The organism is Desulfomarina sp. (assembly GCF_054039375.1).
Window position 1 is genome coordinate 1 of sequence record NZ_JBPLBA010000033.1, and the last position, 14,446, is coordinate 14,446.

The following is a 14,446-nucleotide window of genomic DNA, read 5'->3' on the forward strand; positions in this document are numbered from 1 at the left end:
GCACCAAGGGTTATCGTGTCCGTATCGATGTCCTCTTTTATCGCATCAAAATCCCAGGTTTCAAACCTGTAATTGGCATTGATATCTACATAGATTGCCGGCAGGACTTCCAGCTCAACTCCTGCACGGAGAGCAAAGAACGGACTGTCCGCAAAGGAACCGTCAGAATAATTTATCCCGACACCGGCTCCGGCATAAACAGCCTTCCCCAAAAGAAGAAATGCCTGGGGTGAAAAAACAGTGCTGTCCGAACCGGCATATCCTTCCTGCAGAACATCGAGATCCGCCTCAATTTTCAGCAAACTCGTGGTGACATACTGGTATGAAAACTGGAGTGCGTATCCCCTGTCATCAACATTATCCTTATCAATATCCTCAAGCGCATACCAGTAGTGGAGACCGGCACCCAGCCTGTGACTCCCCTCAGCATAAACTTTGCCCACGGTACAGAATACAAACACAGTTACACAGAAAAAAATCGTTCTCGCTCTCATCGTTACACCTGTAATACCCTGCAGAATTCAGCATTAGAATCCCAGGGGCTGTCATCCGTCCGGACTTCCCTTCAATCCAGCTCCGAATAATTTCTTGAAAATTTCATTTTCTTCCGAGTCAAGGAACAGGGAAATAAAAAAGGGCATCATGTTAGTCATATATGACCATTTCCCATTTCCCTGTATCGTAGAAAACTCGTGAAAGGCAATTTTCAAAGTGGCCTGAAAAAAATCGACTTTAAAATATACTCAACGATTAATCAATGACAATGTTTTGAAAACACGACTGTTTTTCCGCTGGCATCCGACCGGTTCCCTGCTCATGTCGGGATATCCTGAAACCGTGAGCATTCAATGACACACCAGGTATCAGAAACATATTGACAAAATCAGGTGGCAATCATAGTATACTAAACAAACGTTTAACAAAGGCCATTATGACTTCAGATAGACCGGCATAGCCGGACTCTATGGCTCAGCCGCAAAAAGCTAATAAAAATCCCAACTGCAGCAATACAACCCTCAGTTGAGGATTTTCAGATAAACCGACATGACCGGACCCCATGGCTCAGCCGCAAAAAGCTAATGAAAACTCCGATTACGGCAGTACAACCCCCGGCCATCGATCTTCAGGTAAAAAGACAATGGAAACAGTGGTAGACTCCCGCCAGCGTATTCTCGAGGCCGCAGTAGTCCTTTTCGCCCGAAAAGGTTTCGGCAGCACTGGGTTACGTCAACTGGCGGAAAAAGCCCAGGTCAACCTGGCCATGATAAATTATTTTTTTGGCTCAAAAAAAGCGCTTCTCAAAGAAATTCTGGATATTTTCTTCTGCGGATACCTCGATATTGCCCGCCGGGAACTTGCTGAACCCGGCAGTCGAAAAGAGAAACTGGACAGATTTATCCATGGGGCTGTCAACTATTTCAACAACCATCGGGACTACCTGCTGGTCACCATTACCGAACTCCCCCACGATGACCCGGAAATCATAGAGCATAAGGCAAACTGGGGCAGACAGATGGTTGAAATTGTAGAAGAACATCTTGGAAAAGAAATCAAAATACACAAGGACAGTTCGACTCCCACTGCAGTTTTCTGCACCATGCTGACATCGACAATGGCCTCCCGTTTTCTCTTTGGACCGGTCATAGACCGGATTCAATCAGAAAAGAACCGGACACTCTCCATTAATGATTACGCTGACACTGTCAGCAGACTGTTTCTCCAGTCCTTTCATCTGGACAAAGGTTAAGACAGACAATGAACATCAGAAAACGCATTGAAAACCTGTTTGCATCCTGGACAAGGCTCCTGATCCGTTTCAAATATCCAGCGGTCATTCTCGTTCTGCTCCCCACGATCTATATCAGTTCCCAGATCCGTTTTCTCACCATGGATACTTCAAACGAGGGACTGCTTCACCCCGGTGACCCGATTCTCACCCTGTACAACAGTTTCCGGGACCAGTTCGGCAGGGATGACCTCCTGGTGCTGGCAATAAAAAGTGATAAAATATTCACCCTTGATTTCCTCAGGAAACTGCGGAAACTGCACAATCGTCTGGAAGCGGAGGTGCCCCATCTGAACGACATAACCTCTCTGATCAATGCCAGGGATACACGGGGAGAGGGGGACACCCTCCTGGTGGACGATCTCCTTGCAGATTTTCCTGAAAACGAGGCTGATCTTGCCGCATTGAAAAAGAGAGTCAGGGCAAATCCCCTCTACCTCAATCAGCTCGTCTCCGATGATCTCTCCTTCACCACAATTGTTCTGGAAAGCGATACCTATACAGCGGCCCAGGCTTCTGGCGATGATGTTCTTGCAGGCTTTGATGATGATTTGAGTGGACCGGCAGACACAGATGGGCAGCAGGAAACTCCGGAATTTCTCAGCGACCGGGAAAACGCGGAGATGGTGGCAAAGACCAGGAAAATTGCCGATTCTTTCAATGGGCCTGATTTTACAATTTATATCGCCGGCAGCCCCATAGTCACCCATTCGGTCAAACTGATGATGATGAAAGACATGAAAAAATTCCTTCGCCTGGCTATTCTCACCATAGGTCTCTGTCTCTTCATCGTCTTTCGACGAATATCCGGGGTATTTCTGCCCCTGCTCATGGTTGCACTTACACTTACTTCAACTCTCGGCTTGATGGCTGAATTCGGTATTGCCTTCAAGGTTCCAACCATTATCCTGCCATCCTTCCTGCTGGCGGTTGGAGTCGGTGCCAGTGTCCACGTCCTCTCCCTTGTTTTCCAGCATCTTCGCAGGGGAGAATCAAAAAATGAGGCACTTGTGCATGCGCTTAGCCATTCAGGTCTTGCTATTTTCATGACTTCCCTGACCACCGCGGCAGGTCTTGCATCCTTTGGAGCCGCAAAGGTGGCCCCCATTGCCGACCTCGGCCTTTTTTCATCGGTAGGAGTACTGCTCTCCCTCTTCTACACCATCACCTTGCTGCCGGCCCTGCTGGCCATATTCCCGCTGAAAAGAAAGAAGGGAAGAAAAAAAGAGATTAAACAGACCCCATTTGACCGCTTTCTCGACTGGGTCACCCATGTGACAACCGCCAGGCCGAAACTGATCGCCATCATTTCACTGGTTCTGGTCATCGGCTTCTCCACGGGTATTACCAGACTTCGGTTTTCCCACAACCTGCTGGCCTGGCTCCCGAAAGAGATGGACGTACGTGTTGCAACAGAAACAATAGATACCAACCTCAGGGGCAGTGTCGCCCTGGAACTGGTGCTGGATACCGGCAGGGAAAACGGACTGTACGACCGCCGGCTCCTCCTGGCCATGGACAAACTGGGGGAGGAACTTGAAAACTACAATCAGGATTCTCTGTTTGTCGGCAAAGTCATAGATGTAACAACAATTCTCAAGGAGATACACAAAGCATTGAATGAAAACCGACCGGAAATGTATAAAATACCTGATAATGCTCCTCTCATTCCCCAGGAATTTCTTCTCTTTGAAAATTCTGGGTCAGATGACCTGCAGGATTTTGTTGACTCACGGTTCTCCAGGGCGAGAATCACCATCAAGGTACCCTGGCGGGATGCGCTCTCCTATGTACCGTTTATTCATGAGATCGAAAAGAGATTCCACAAGACTTTTGACTCCATAAAAATTGACGGTCAACCGGTCACTGTTTCCACCACCGGAATCATGTCGCTCTTTGCCAGAATACTCTACGCCACCATGTATTCAGCGGCCCAGAGCTACGGTATTGCCATCGTCATCATCACCCTGATGATGATCCTGCTCATCGGGGATCTGCGCATGGGCCTTGTGGCCATGCTGCCAAATATCAGCCCCATCCTCATGGTTATGGGAATAATGGGCTGGTTCTCAATTCCACTGGATATGTTCACCATGCTGGTGGCCTCGATAGCTATCGGTCTGGCCGTGGATGACACTATCCATTTCGTCTACAACTTCAGGAAATATTACCTGGAGTCAGGTGACGTGCACGATGCCGTCGGGAGAACCCTCCATACCGCCGGTCGGGCCATGCTGACCACCTCCGTTGTACTGTCCATCGGTTTTTTTATCTTCATGTTCGCTTCCATGCATAACGTATTCTATTTCGGCATGCTGGTGGGACTGGCTATTGTCATCGCTCTTCTGGCCGACTTTTTTCTCGCACCGGCACTCATGGCCCTGACAGAAAAAAAGTATCTCAATAAACCGGATTGACCATCAACTGATGGGAAATCCGGGTTGACAGCTCTCAACATGGAGAAAACAATATGACTTTATTACAATTTTTTTTCACATCCCTGGCCCTGACGACCTTACTGACCGGACCTGTCCCGACAACCGCCCATGCCATCACCGGCAGGGAAATAATGGAAAAGGTTGACCGACGGGATGACGGAGACAATATGACCGCTGATGTGAAGATGATTCTAATCGACAGGCAGAAAAACAGACGGATCCGCGAAATGAAAGTCTTTACACGAGACAAGGGGGATGACACATGGAAGATGCAGTTTTTCCTTTCCCCTGCCGATGTCAGGGATACGGCTTTTCTCACCTACGATTATTACGAAGGGGGAAGAGATGACGACCAGTGGCTCTATCTGCCTGACCTCCACAAGACAAAGCGGATTGCCACCTCCGACAAATCATCCTCCTTCATGGGATCTGATTTCTCCTATGCCGATATGACCCGCAGGGTGCTTGATGAATGGAAATATCGACTGCTGAAAGAAAGTGAAGTCAAGGGGCACAAGGTCTGGCTGGTGGAGGCCCTGCCGGTTGATGACACGGTGCGGGACCGTTACGGTTACCTGAAATCTGTTCTCTTTATCCGCCAGGATATTTTGATGGGGGTCCGGGCGGTACACTGGCTGAAAGAGGGCAAAAAGATAAAATATCAGGAAAACCTGGGAATAAAAAAGATTGACGGAATCTGGGTCGCAACCAAACTGCATATGAAAACCACGAAAAACAAGGTCGCTCTCCACCGGACAATCATGGAATATGCCAATATCAGATACAATCAGGATCTTGACGACTCTCTCTTTACCGTAAGAAAACTGGAAAAGGGACTGTAACAACCATGCACCGCCTGATTGTTCTCTCGACACTTTCTGTTCTCTTCCATGCCGCTGTCCTTCTGGCCGGGAACGACCTGGATGATATCCTCTCCGGTTTCGATGAATCCGGGGAGCAGCAGATGGAAACGGAGGACAATGAACTTGATGACGCCCTGACCGGTTTTGAGGATTTTTCGGAAGATGGTACCGCAAACAATCCTGAATCAGAGAAAAAGCTCCCTTCATGGCTGGCACCTTATGGCTCCCTCAGCCTGGAAACATCATGGAATTTTGCCCATGAAGCCCCGGCTGCCGGAGAACCGGACTACCGGGGACTCTCCATGCTTCGCACCACCGGCGCGCTGGGTGTTGATATTGACATGGGTGCATGGAGGGGGCGGGCCGGTGGTCACGCCTACTATGATGCTGCCTGGGTCATCAACGGAAGAGATCAGTACAGTGACGGATTTCTTGACAGGTATGAAGACGAAATTGAACTGGATGAGCTCTATCTTGCCGGCAATATCACCAAAAACCTTGACCTGAAAACCGGCCGCCAGATCGTGGTCTGGGGCAAAGCCGATAACGTCCGGGTCACTGATATTCTCAACCCGCTGAACAACCGCACACCCGGTATGGTTGACATAAAATATAAACGGCTTCCCGTGACCATGAGCAAACTGGATTATTATTTCGGGAACTGGAACCTGTCCACCATTCTCATCCACGAAATCCGTTTTGATAAAAACCCGGTGTTCAACAGCGAGTTTTTTCCCGGAAAAACAGCACCGCCCCCGGAACACAAACCGACAAATTTTTCTCTGGATACACAACAGTACGGCCTGGCGCTGAACGGTATCTTCAGCGGCTGGGACTTCTCTTTCTATTACGCCGGCGTCTATGATGGTCGCAGTCATCTGGTAAGAGACAACGGGATCATTACCCTGCAGCATAACCGCGTTTATATGACCGGCATGACAGGCAATATTGCCCTTGGAAACTGGCTGTTAAAGGGAGAAGGTGCCTGGTGGAGGGGGCTTGAGTACAGCAATTCCTCAAACAACGAATTTGCCAGGATCGATCTTATGGCCGGTATTGAATATACCGGCTTTTCGGAAACCATGCTCTCCCTGGAAGTGGTCAACCGTCACATTCCTCAATTTGAGGACAGCCTGAAACAATCACCGGATTATACCGACAGGAACCAGACTCAGAGCGCGCTGATGCTGACCAGGGATTTTCTCAACGACACTGTACAACTGAAAATTCTCTGCACCCTCTTTGGAACCCATGGAGAAGGTGGTGCTTTTGAAAGACTCCAGGTCGAATATGACTATACCGACCATATCGCTTTTACAGGAGGCGTGATTCTCTACCAGTCCGGAGACCAGGTTGGATTCAGCGATATTGGAGACAGTGACCGGTTGTTTCTTGAATTCAAGTATTCTCTTTAGACCACCCTCTAACCCGTTGTGAAACAGATTCTCCCGAAAGTGCCCGTTTGATGGCTATCCCGATCCGTTCCAGGGAATAGGGTTTCTTGATGTACTGACATCCACTCAGTTTCTGCAGTTCCCGAACCCGTTTGCTCTCGGAAAATCCACTTGTAATGACAACCTTTATATCCGGTTTGAACGCAGACATCTGCCGGTAGGTTTCAAGACCATCCATACCTTCCATGATCATATCAAGCACAACCAGGTCCACCCGATTGTCTTTCAGGTAGAGAACCCCCTCCTCGCCCGATGCAGCCAGGGTAACCCTGAAATTTAAACGTTCCAGAAGATGTTGTGCTATTTCTCTCTGGGAGTCGGAATCATCAACCACGAGAATCCTTTCCCTCTTTCCTCTGTATTTGTCAATGGACAGGGGTGGCAGTATTTCACTGATCTCTTCGTCGGTGACAGGAAAATACAGCGTGAAAACCGTACCCCTGCCTCTGGAGCTTTCAATGTCAAAAAAACCCCTGTGATCCTTCACTGTTCCCCAGACAACTGCCATCCCCAGCCCACTGCCGCTCCGCCCCAGCTTTTTGTTTGTGTAAAACGGCTCGAAAATCCGCAGAAGTTCTCCATCGCTGATACCAACTCCTTCATCTTTGATTGTGACTTTTACATACTGACCTTTTTCTATAACCTCATACCCTTTCAATGGACTGTGAAGAACCACATTCTCCGTGGCAAGAGTAATCGTGCCTCCTTCGGGCATCGCTTCCGCACTGTTGTTGATCATATTCATGATAGCCTTCGCCAGGTGCGCTTCCGAACCTTTTATATTGGCTAGGTTCCCGTCAAACCTGCAGACAACATCCACCCTGGAATGATACTGTCTGAACTGACCGAATTCGGGAGTCTGGAGTTGATTCCTGATAATCGTATTGACATTCAACACCTCGGCAATGGCAACTCCCCTGCGAGCCATTGTCAGTAAATCCTGAACAATGGCAACGGCCTGTTTTCCAGACTTGAGAATAGTATTCAGAGGTTTTCTGATAGAACTGTCCTGGGGAAGATCCAGGAGAATATACTCGGGATAACTGACAATGGAAGAAAGGATATTGTTCAGATCATGGGCAACACCTCCGGCAAGTGTTCCGATCGCCTCCATCTTCTGGGCCTGACGCAATTTCTCCTCAAGTTTTTTTGCCTCGGAAATATCGACAACCGCAATAATAATTCCCTGGCTGAGATCTGAAGGGTCCAGAGGATATCCCCTGATGCTGCAGTCAAAAACCGTACTGTTTTTTCGAACCCAGCAAACCACTGTCTCTCCGATTTCACCCTTGAAAACCCTGCCGTAAAACTCCCTGCCCACCTGTTCGTACTGTTCCTTTTCCCGGTACAGGAGACTGATATCCTTACCGACCAGAGACTCTTTTTCATGTCCGGTAAGCTGCACCATCATTTCATTGACCCAGATAAATTTCCGGTCAACCAGCAGACCAATACCGACAGGAGAGGCCCTCAGAATAGCCTTCATCCTCTGTTCATTCAAATGGAGAGCTTCAACGGCCTGTTTTCTTTCCTCTATCTCACTGACCAGCCGTTCGTTGATGCGAACCAGTTCTTCTGTTCTCTTTGAAACCAGTATTTCCAGACTGTCCTGATAATGACGGAGCTTTTCCTCTGCCTGCCTGCGATCACTTATTTCCTGCTGGAGATTTCTGTTGAGAGTATGGAGTTCCGCTTCTTTTTTTTCAAGCTGTTCCTTTTTGACGGTAGTTATGGCAAGATTCTCCACCATCCTGTTAAAATCTTCTATCAAATCACCCATCTCTCCGGTCATGCCCGCCTTCAGACGTACCGAAAAATCACCCTGGTTAACCTCCTTTGTCGCGTTTCTGAGTTTCCGGACCGTCCGGGAAAAATACATCCCGCTTACAACGGCCATCCCCAGAAGCAGAATAATGGATATTCCCATGAATAAAAAGCCCATGCTCCTCACGGACTGAATAAGTTTTTTTGATGTCAGCATCAGGAGATGAGTTGTTCCACTGAAAATATCACGGGTCGCCTGGATTGAACGTGTAAATTCATCAACATATGCCGTGGCCGCAACACTGAGCAGAACTCCATCGGCTGTTTTACTCTCCAGGGGTACAATGTACATGAACTTATGCCGCAGTTTGGCATCAGCACCTTTCCATTTGTAATAACCGTGGGTGTACCTTCCGTTCAGACATGTTTTGATTATTTTCCAGAATTCAGGGAACTCGTCGGCATAAACAGACAATTTTATATTTTCTTTCTGGGGATTCCTGTGGAACCTGGTAACAACCGCCCGGGAATCGATAATAACAGTATATCCTGTACTGCCCACGGGCTGGATGGCTATTTCTCTGAAATCTTGATTTTTCTGCAGTTCAACCAGATTCATCTCCGGGTGTCCCTGCAGATACAGACTCATCTGCAAAGCAACATCCATTGCCTTCTGACGTACAAAATTTTCTGCCATCTGAGCAAGAATAACCCTGCTTCTCTGCCATTGATCATGCTGTCCCTGCTCAATGGCACGATAGGTCTCATCAATAAAACGATGACTGAAAATACTCATCAGTACACCGAAAATAATGACAGGAATAAAGCCGGATAAAAACATCATCCCAATCAGTCGCCCACTGAAACTGCGTGGCAGAATCCTGGAAAAATTCAGCATGAAAACCTCAAATACAAATAATCAGGAACATCAGTTGATTAGATTGTCGACAGTCAGGATAAGATCCCGGTCAATTCTTATACCCAACTGATCAGCTTTTCTGAGATTCAGGGACCATTTTTTGATAATCGGTTTCTGTGAAGGAATATTTCCGGCATCCACTCCCTTGAAGATCCGGGTGATCGGGCTGGCTGCCTGTCGACCAATTTCATAATAATCACAATGATATGCAGCTAGAACTCCCCGTTTCACGAACTCTTCCGCAACACCGAAGACAGGTATTCCATGCTCATCGGCGACACGGATGACCAGATCGAGATTCTCCGCAGTACCCAGAACCGAATCAGTCGGTATATAAACTGCGTCCACTTCTGCGGCAAGCATTTCAACCCGTTCACGGAGAAACGACAATTCTTTTCTGGAAACTGTTTTGACAGAACCGGCCCAGCCGAATCTGCCTGCGGCCCTGAAAGCCTCCATACCCGTTGCAACAGCCTGGGGCATTTCTGTACAATAAAGGATTCCCAATTTTTTCAAACGGGGAAGAATCTTTTGAATTCTCTGAAACTGCTCTTTAACCGGCACTTTCATGCTGACACCGGTAATATTACTTCCCGATTCAGTGAAACTGTCTATTATCCCCGTGGTTTCTGGAGAACCGACTATGGAGAAAACAATAGGAACCGGTTCATATCTGGTGGCCTGGATTGCGGCAAGACTGCTGCCCGTACCAAGAGCCACTATCAGGTCAACTCCGTCTCTAACAAAATTCCGTGACACTTCATAGGCGAGGTCCCTGTCCTGCTCAACATTCCGGTAGTCAATTTTCAGGTTTATGGACTCCTGGAACCCAAGATCGTGAAGCCCGTCAATAACCCCCTGATATGTTAACCGATATGGGTAAATCTTCTCTGTCCATTGCAGGACACCGATACGGAAATTTAACGGCTTCTCCCTGCAGGCAAAAAGCAGCACAGAGAAAAAAAGCAGGAAAAACAGACCATGGTAATTTTTCCACTTCCTTTCCATAATGAAAACAATTCCCGTGTTTTTTCTCCACAAAACCGTTAAACTCTTCCGGACTCAGTATTATAGGCCTAAAGCAACAAGAAGAAAAGAAAATTCACATTCTCCCCCTGTTCATCTAATGCAACGACCATTCCTGTTCTTATTTTTCCTGATCTTTTTCCCCTCATCCCCGGTGGCAGCCGAAAAAATAAAGGTATCCACTGTAAATACCGGCATGGAAGAGAAAGTTGTAAATTTTTTGCAGCCGATTGTTGAAGTTTTTTCGAAAAACCCCTGGTTCCAGGGAGGAGCGGTTATCTGTATTACCTTCATCATCGCCTCCCTGCTCACCTTTGTTCTGTTTAAGTTAATCAGGAGCATTACCCAAAAGACATCCATCGTTCTGGACGACCAGATTGCTGTCCTTCTCAGGCCACCAATCTACTACACCCTGGTTGTGATAGGACTGTCGGGGGGCCTGGCCCTGATGCCCCTGGCTGAGAAATGGGAAATCCTTTCTCTGCGATGCATCCGGACAACAGGTGTGCTGATATGGATGGTCTTTTTTATCAGGCTGGCCACCCTGCTGCTGAAGAGAGTTGCCGGCCTGTCAAATAAATACTCCTTTATCCAGCACCGCACAGTCACCCTCTTTGACAATCTGGCCAAAGTCATTATTTTCGGTGCTGCGACCTACGCTGTCTTTGTTATCTGGGATATCAACATGACCGCCTGGCTGGCATCCGCCGGGGTAGCCGGTATTGCCATCGGCTTTGCCGCCAAGGATACACTCTCAAACCTGTTTGCCGGTGTCTTTATCCTGGCTGATGCCCCTTACAAAGTGGGGGATTATATTGTGCTCGACAAGGGCGACCGGGGAAAGGTTACAAATATCGGCCTGCGCAGCACCCGCATACTCACAAGGGACGACGTTGAAATTACCGTCCCGAACTCCATCATCGGCAACACAACCATCACCAACCAGTCAGGCGGGCCCCATGAAAAACTGCGGGTCAGGCTGAAGGTGGGGGTGGCTTACGGGTCGGATATTGACCAGGTAAGAACAATTCTGATGCAGATTGCCGACAGGGACCGGCAGGTGTGCAAATTTCCACCTCCACGTGTACGGTTCAGACTGTTTGGAGCCTCCAGTCTCGATTTTGAACTGCTCTTCTGGGTCAACCATCCTGAAGAAAGGGGCAGAGTTCTTGATGCGCTCAACACAAAAGTCTACCGGAAATTTACTGAAGAGAATATTGAGATACCTTATGCAAAACAGGACATATACATAAAAGGGCTCCCCGAAGCCCTGTCAACAATAAAAGACCATGACTAATTTTTTTGACATTTTGTCACAAATAAACAGAAATTTTATTTTATTTCCGCCCAAAGAAATTGGAGGCATACTTAATGAAAAGTGATAAATATATACATTATTTTAATATTGCAAAAGACTGGCTTGTCACAAATGGACCAAATGTTATTGTCGCTCTGGTTATTTTTATTATTGGCCGGATTCTTGCGAAATGGGTAGCCGCTATTGCCAGAAAGGCCATGCTCAAGGCAGGGATTGAACAGACTCTGGTCCGTTTTCTCAACAAACTTATTTACTATGTTCTCCTGGCTGCGGTGGTTATCGCCGCGGCTGACCAGGTGGGTATAAAGACCACCTCTTTTATTGCCATTCTTGGAGCCGCAGGCCTTGCCGTCGGTCTTGCCTTGAAGGATTCCCTGGCCAATTTTGCCTCGGGAGTGATGTTGATTCTCTTCCAGCCGTTCAAAGTGGGAGACGCCATCAGTACTGCAGGGGTCACAGGCAAGGTCTTTCAGATTGATATTTTTTCCACAATTATCATGACTCCCGATAACCAGAAGGTCATTGTGCCGAACTCATCCATTACCAGCGATGTCATCACCAATATTACGGCAGAACCAACCCGGAGAATCGATCTGACGATTGGAATCGGTTACGACGATGATATCACTCAGGCCAAAGAAGTTCTGAAAAACCTGGTCGAAGCGGATTCAAGAATCCTCAAGGACCCGCCTCCGGCCATTGGGGTGGTTGAACTTGCCGACTCCAGTGTCAACCTGATTGTCCGGCCATGGGTGAAAACAGATGATTACTGGGATGTTCGACTGGATCTGACGGAAAAAATAAAACTCACCTTTGACAGGGAAGGTATCTCTTTTCCGTACCCCCAGCAGGAAGTTCATATGCGCCAGGTGGATTGATAATTCGGGAAATTTCAGCCACAGCTCCTGTCGGCGGGATAAAGATAACAATGGAAAGTCTGTCGTGCTGCCACAGAGCCGATAATTGCCACAAGATCATTTTCCCTGAAGCAGAACTCCGCTTCAGGGTTGACCTCCAGCGCTCCATCACGGATTATTCCCACCACGGAAACGCCTGTTGCTTTACGCAGATCAGCCTTCCCAAGTGTAACGTCAATCAGTGCCGTCCCCCTTTCCAGGCGAACCCACTGGAGATCAAACTGCTGTTCTGCCATGCGCAGTTGACCCAGGGTTCTGTAACTGTCCACGCAGTCCTGTGACGGTGTCAGCAGCTCATTACGTATTTTTTCCGTCTGAGAGTAAATTTCGGGTATTGGCAGTCGCAGAAATAAAAGGGCCTGCCTGACCATTTCAAAACCCGCTTCGTATTCGGGATAGACAAGATTATTGACTCCCATTTCCCTGAAAACCGGAAAAAACTCAGGATCGGAAATCCTGGCAATGACCTTTAAATCACTGTTGCTCCTGCGACCGTGTATAATTGTTGAGCGCGACACAACAATATCGGGAAAAGTAATGATCAAAAGAGAAGCGGTATTCATCGAAAGCGCTTCCTGGACAATTTCCTGACCACCATCCCCGTATACCACAGGAAATTCCGCCTGTTTTGCCTTTTCCACCCGGTTTTGATCAATCTCAACCAGAACAAACTGAATACCGAGCCGATGCAGAACGGTGGCTATCTGAAAGCCGGTACGCCCTGCCCCGGCAATCACCACGTGGTGTCGCAGTCCCTGTTCGGGAAGATTGATTGATTCCACCGGTTCATGGCGTAAGTATTTTTTCTTCAATGTATAGAAACGGGTGGTCTGTGCGGAAACAAAAGGTGTCAGGACCATCGTCACCACGGCAACGGTTAACACAAGATTATAAAACTCATTGCTGATTGAACCCGAAGCCAGTCCCAGCCTGGCCAGAACAAATGAAAATTCTCCCACCTGAAACAGGCCAAGCCCCACGGCCAGAGGCACAACATTACCATAACGGAAAAGTCGGGCAATAATTGAAAAAACCAGTCCTTTTCCAAGGCTGACCGCAATGACCAGAAAGAATATTTCTCTGTAATGGCTGAGAAGGAAACGCGGGTCAAGAAGCATCCCGACAGAAGCAAAGAAAAGCAGGCTGAACAGATCCCGCAGGGGTATAATATCACTCAACGCCTGATGGCCATATTCCGATTCACTGAGCACCATACCCGCAATGAACGCACCAAATGCAAATGACAATCCCAGCTGATACGTCACAAAACCAATGCCCAGACCCATCGCCGTAATTGCCAGAAGAAACAGCTCTCTGGAGCCAAGCCGGGAAATATGCTTCAGCAATGCCGGCAACAGTTTTGTGCCGATAAAAAACATTGCCGCCAGAAACACCCCCCCCTTGACAACGGCCTCGGCCAGTATCGAAAATCCGACTGCAGGATCGTCCATTCTCGGCAGAATGATCATAAATAAAATAACCACCAGATCCTGAACGATCAGCATTCCCACCATCACCCTGCTGGAGAGTGTCCCCAGCCATCCCTGGTTCATCAGAGTTTTCAGAATGACCATGGTCGAAGACAGGGAGATAATCACTCCGAACCAGATGGACTGTTTTAATTCCCAGCCCATCAGGTTGCCGAGCAGAATACCGAAAACAATGGTCATACCCATCTGTATGGGTGTCCCAGCAAGGGCAATATATTTTACGGGTTTGAGATCTTTGAGAGAAAATTCAAGACCCAGGGCGAAAAGGAGCAGGGCAACACCAATCTCCGCCAGAAGCTCGATGCTGTGAATATCTGAAACCGTCACCCCGCCAGTATAGGGACCGAGGAGGATACCGGCAAGAATATAACCGAGAATCAGGGGTTGATGGAAACGCTGCATCACCAGACCACAACAGAACGATGCGAGGATAAGAATTATAATGTCGGTGGCGATACCCATGGTCGATTT

Annotated in this window: 10 protein-coding genes; 6 read left to right on the forward strand and 4 right to left on the reverse strand. The window is 48.0% G+C overall.

Going from position 1 to position 14,446, the window contains the following annotated elements; all coding sequences use genetic code 11:
* Nucleotides 1-494: hypothetical protein (locus ACXLDX_RS01895; protein ID WP_457575495.1), on the reverse strand; the 494-nt coding region annotated here is incomplete at its 3' end.
* 563 nt (nt 495-1,057) lie between these two features.
* Here ACXLDX_RS01895 and ACXLDX_RS01900 point away from each other — a divergent pair.
* From ACXLDX_RS01900 to ACXLDX_RS01915, 4 genes are read left to right on the forward strand one after another with little or no spacing between them, the layout of a single operon-like run.
* On the forward strand, nt 1,058-1,747 hold the full coding sequence (locus ACXLDX_RS01900) for a TetR/AcrR family transcriptional regulator (protein WP_457575496.1): 690 nt from the start codon (nt 1,058-1,060) through the stop codon (nt 1,745-1,747).
* Nucleotides 1,748-1,755: 8 nt separating this feature from the next.
* A complete protein-coding gene (locus ACXLDX_RS01905) occupies nt 1,756-4,203 on the forward strand; it encodes an efflux RND transporter permease subunit (RefSeq protein WP_457575497.1) in 2,448 nt (815 codons plus the stop codon).
* 53 nt (nt 4,204-4,256) lie between these two features.
* The gene (locus tag ACXLDX_RS01910) at nt 4,257-5,066 is read left to right on the forward strand and encodes an outer membrane lipoprotein-sorting protein (RefSeq protein ID WP_457575498.1); all 810 of its coding nucleotides are present in this window, start codon (nt 4,257-4,259) and stop codon (nt 5,064-5,066) included.
* A 5-nt stretch (nt 5,067-5,071) separates the two neighbouring features.
* The gene (locus ACXLDX_RS01915) at nt 5,072-6,502 is read left to right on the forward strand and encodes a DUF1302 family protein (protein ID WP_457575499.1); all 1,431 of its coding nucleotides are present in this window, start codon (nt 5,072-5,074) and stop codon (nt 6,500-6,502) included.
* Here ACXLDX_RS01915 and ACXLDX_RS01920 read toward each other — a convergent pair.
* Complete coding sequence (locus ACXLDX_RS01920; protein WP_457575500.1) at nt 6,486-9,203, reverse strand: response regulator; 2,718 nt, start codon at nt 9,201-9,203, stop codon at nt 6,486-6,488. The two genes, ACXLDX_RS01915 and ACXLDX_RS01920, sit on opposite strands and share 17 nt — an antisense overlap.
* A 30-nt stretch (nt 9,204-9,233) precedes the next feature.
* A complete protein-coding gene (locus ACXLDX_RS01925) occupies nt 9,234-10,232 on the reverse strand; it encodes an ABC transporter substrate-binding protein (protein ID WP_457575501.1) in 999 nt (332 codons plus the stop codon).
* A 118-nt stretch (nt 10,233-10,350) separates the two neighbouring features.
* On the opposite strand from ACXLDX_RS01925, the gene ACXLDX_RS01930 reads away from it, so the two are divergent.
* Nucleotides 10,351-11,547, forward strand: a complete 1,197-nt coding sequence (locus ACXLDX_RS01930; RefSeq protein ID WP_457575502.1) for a mechanosensitive ion channel family protein — start codon at nt 10,351-10,353, stop codon at nt 11,545-11,547.
* A gap of 74 nt (nt 11,548-11,621) precedes the next feature.
* Nucleotides 11,622-12,446, forward strand: a complete 825-nt coding sequence (locus ACXLDX_RS01935) for a mechanosensitive ion channel family protein (RefSeq protein ID WP_457575503.1) — start codon at nt 11,622-11,624, stop codon at nt 12,444-12,446.
* Between the two features lie 14 nt (nt 12,447-12,460).
* Here ACXLDX_RS01935 and ACXLDX_RS01940 read toward each other — a convergent pair.
* On the reverse strand, nt 12,461-14,446 hold a 1,986-nt coding region (locus ACXLDX_RS01940; protein WP_457575504.1), incomplete at its 5' end, for a monovalent cation:proton antiporter family protein.

Coding starts and splice junctions, on each gene's coding strand:
- ACXLDX_RS01900 (WP_457575496.1), top strand. CDS start 1,058: ATGGCTCAGCCGCAAAAAGCTAATGAAAACTCCGATTACGGCAGTACA.
- ACXLDX_RS01905 (WP_457575497.1), top strand. CDS start 1,756: ATGAACATCAGAAAACGCATTGAAAACCTGTTTGCATCCTGGACAAGG.
- ACXLDX_RS01910 (WP_457575498.1), top strand. CDS start 4,257: ATGACTTTATTACAATTTTTTTTCACATCCCTGGCCCTGACGACCTTA.
- ACXLDX_RS01915 (WP_457575499.1), top strand. CDS start 5,072: ATGCACCGCCTGATTGTTCTCTCGACACTTTCTGTTCTCTTCCATGCC.
- ACXLDX_RS01920 (WP_457575500.1), bottom strand. CDS start 9,203: ATGCTGAATTTTTCCAGGATTCTGCCACGCAGTTTCAGTGGGCGACTG.
- ACXLDX_RS01925 (WP_457575501.1), bottom strand. CDS start 10,232: ATGGAAAGGAAGTGGAAAAATTACCATGGTCTGTTTTTCCTGCTTTTT.
- ACXLDX_RS01930 (WP_457575502.1), top strand. CDS start 10,351: ATGCAACGACCATTCCTGTTCTTATTTTTCCTGATCTTTTTCCCCTCA.
- ACXLDX_RS01935 (WP_457575503.1), top strand. CDS start 11,622: ATGAAAAGTGATAAATATATACATTATTTTAATATTGCAAAAGACTGG.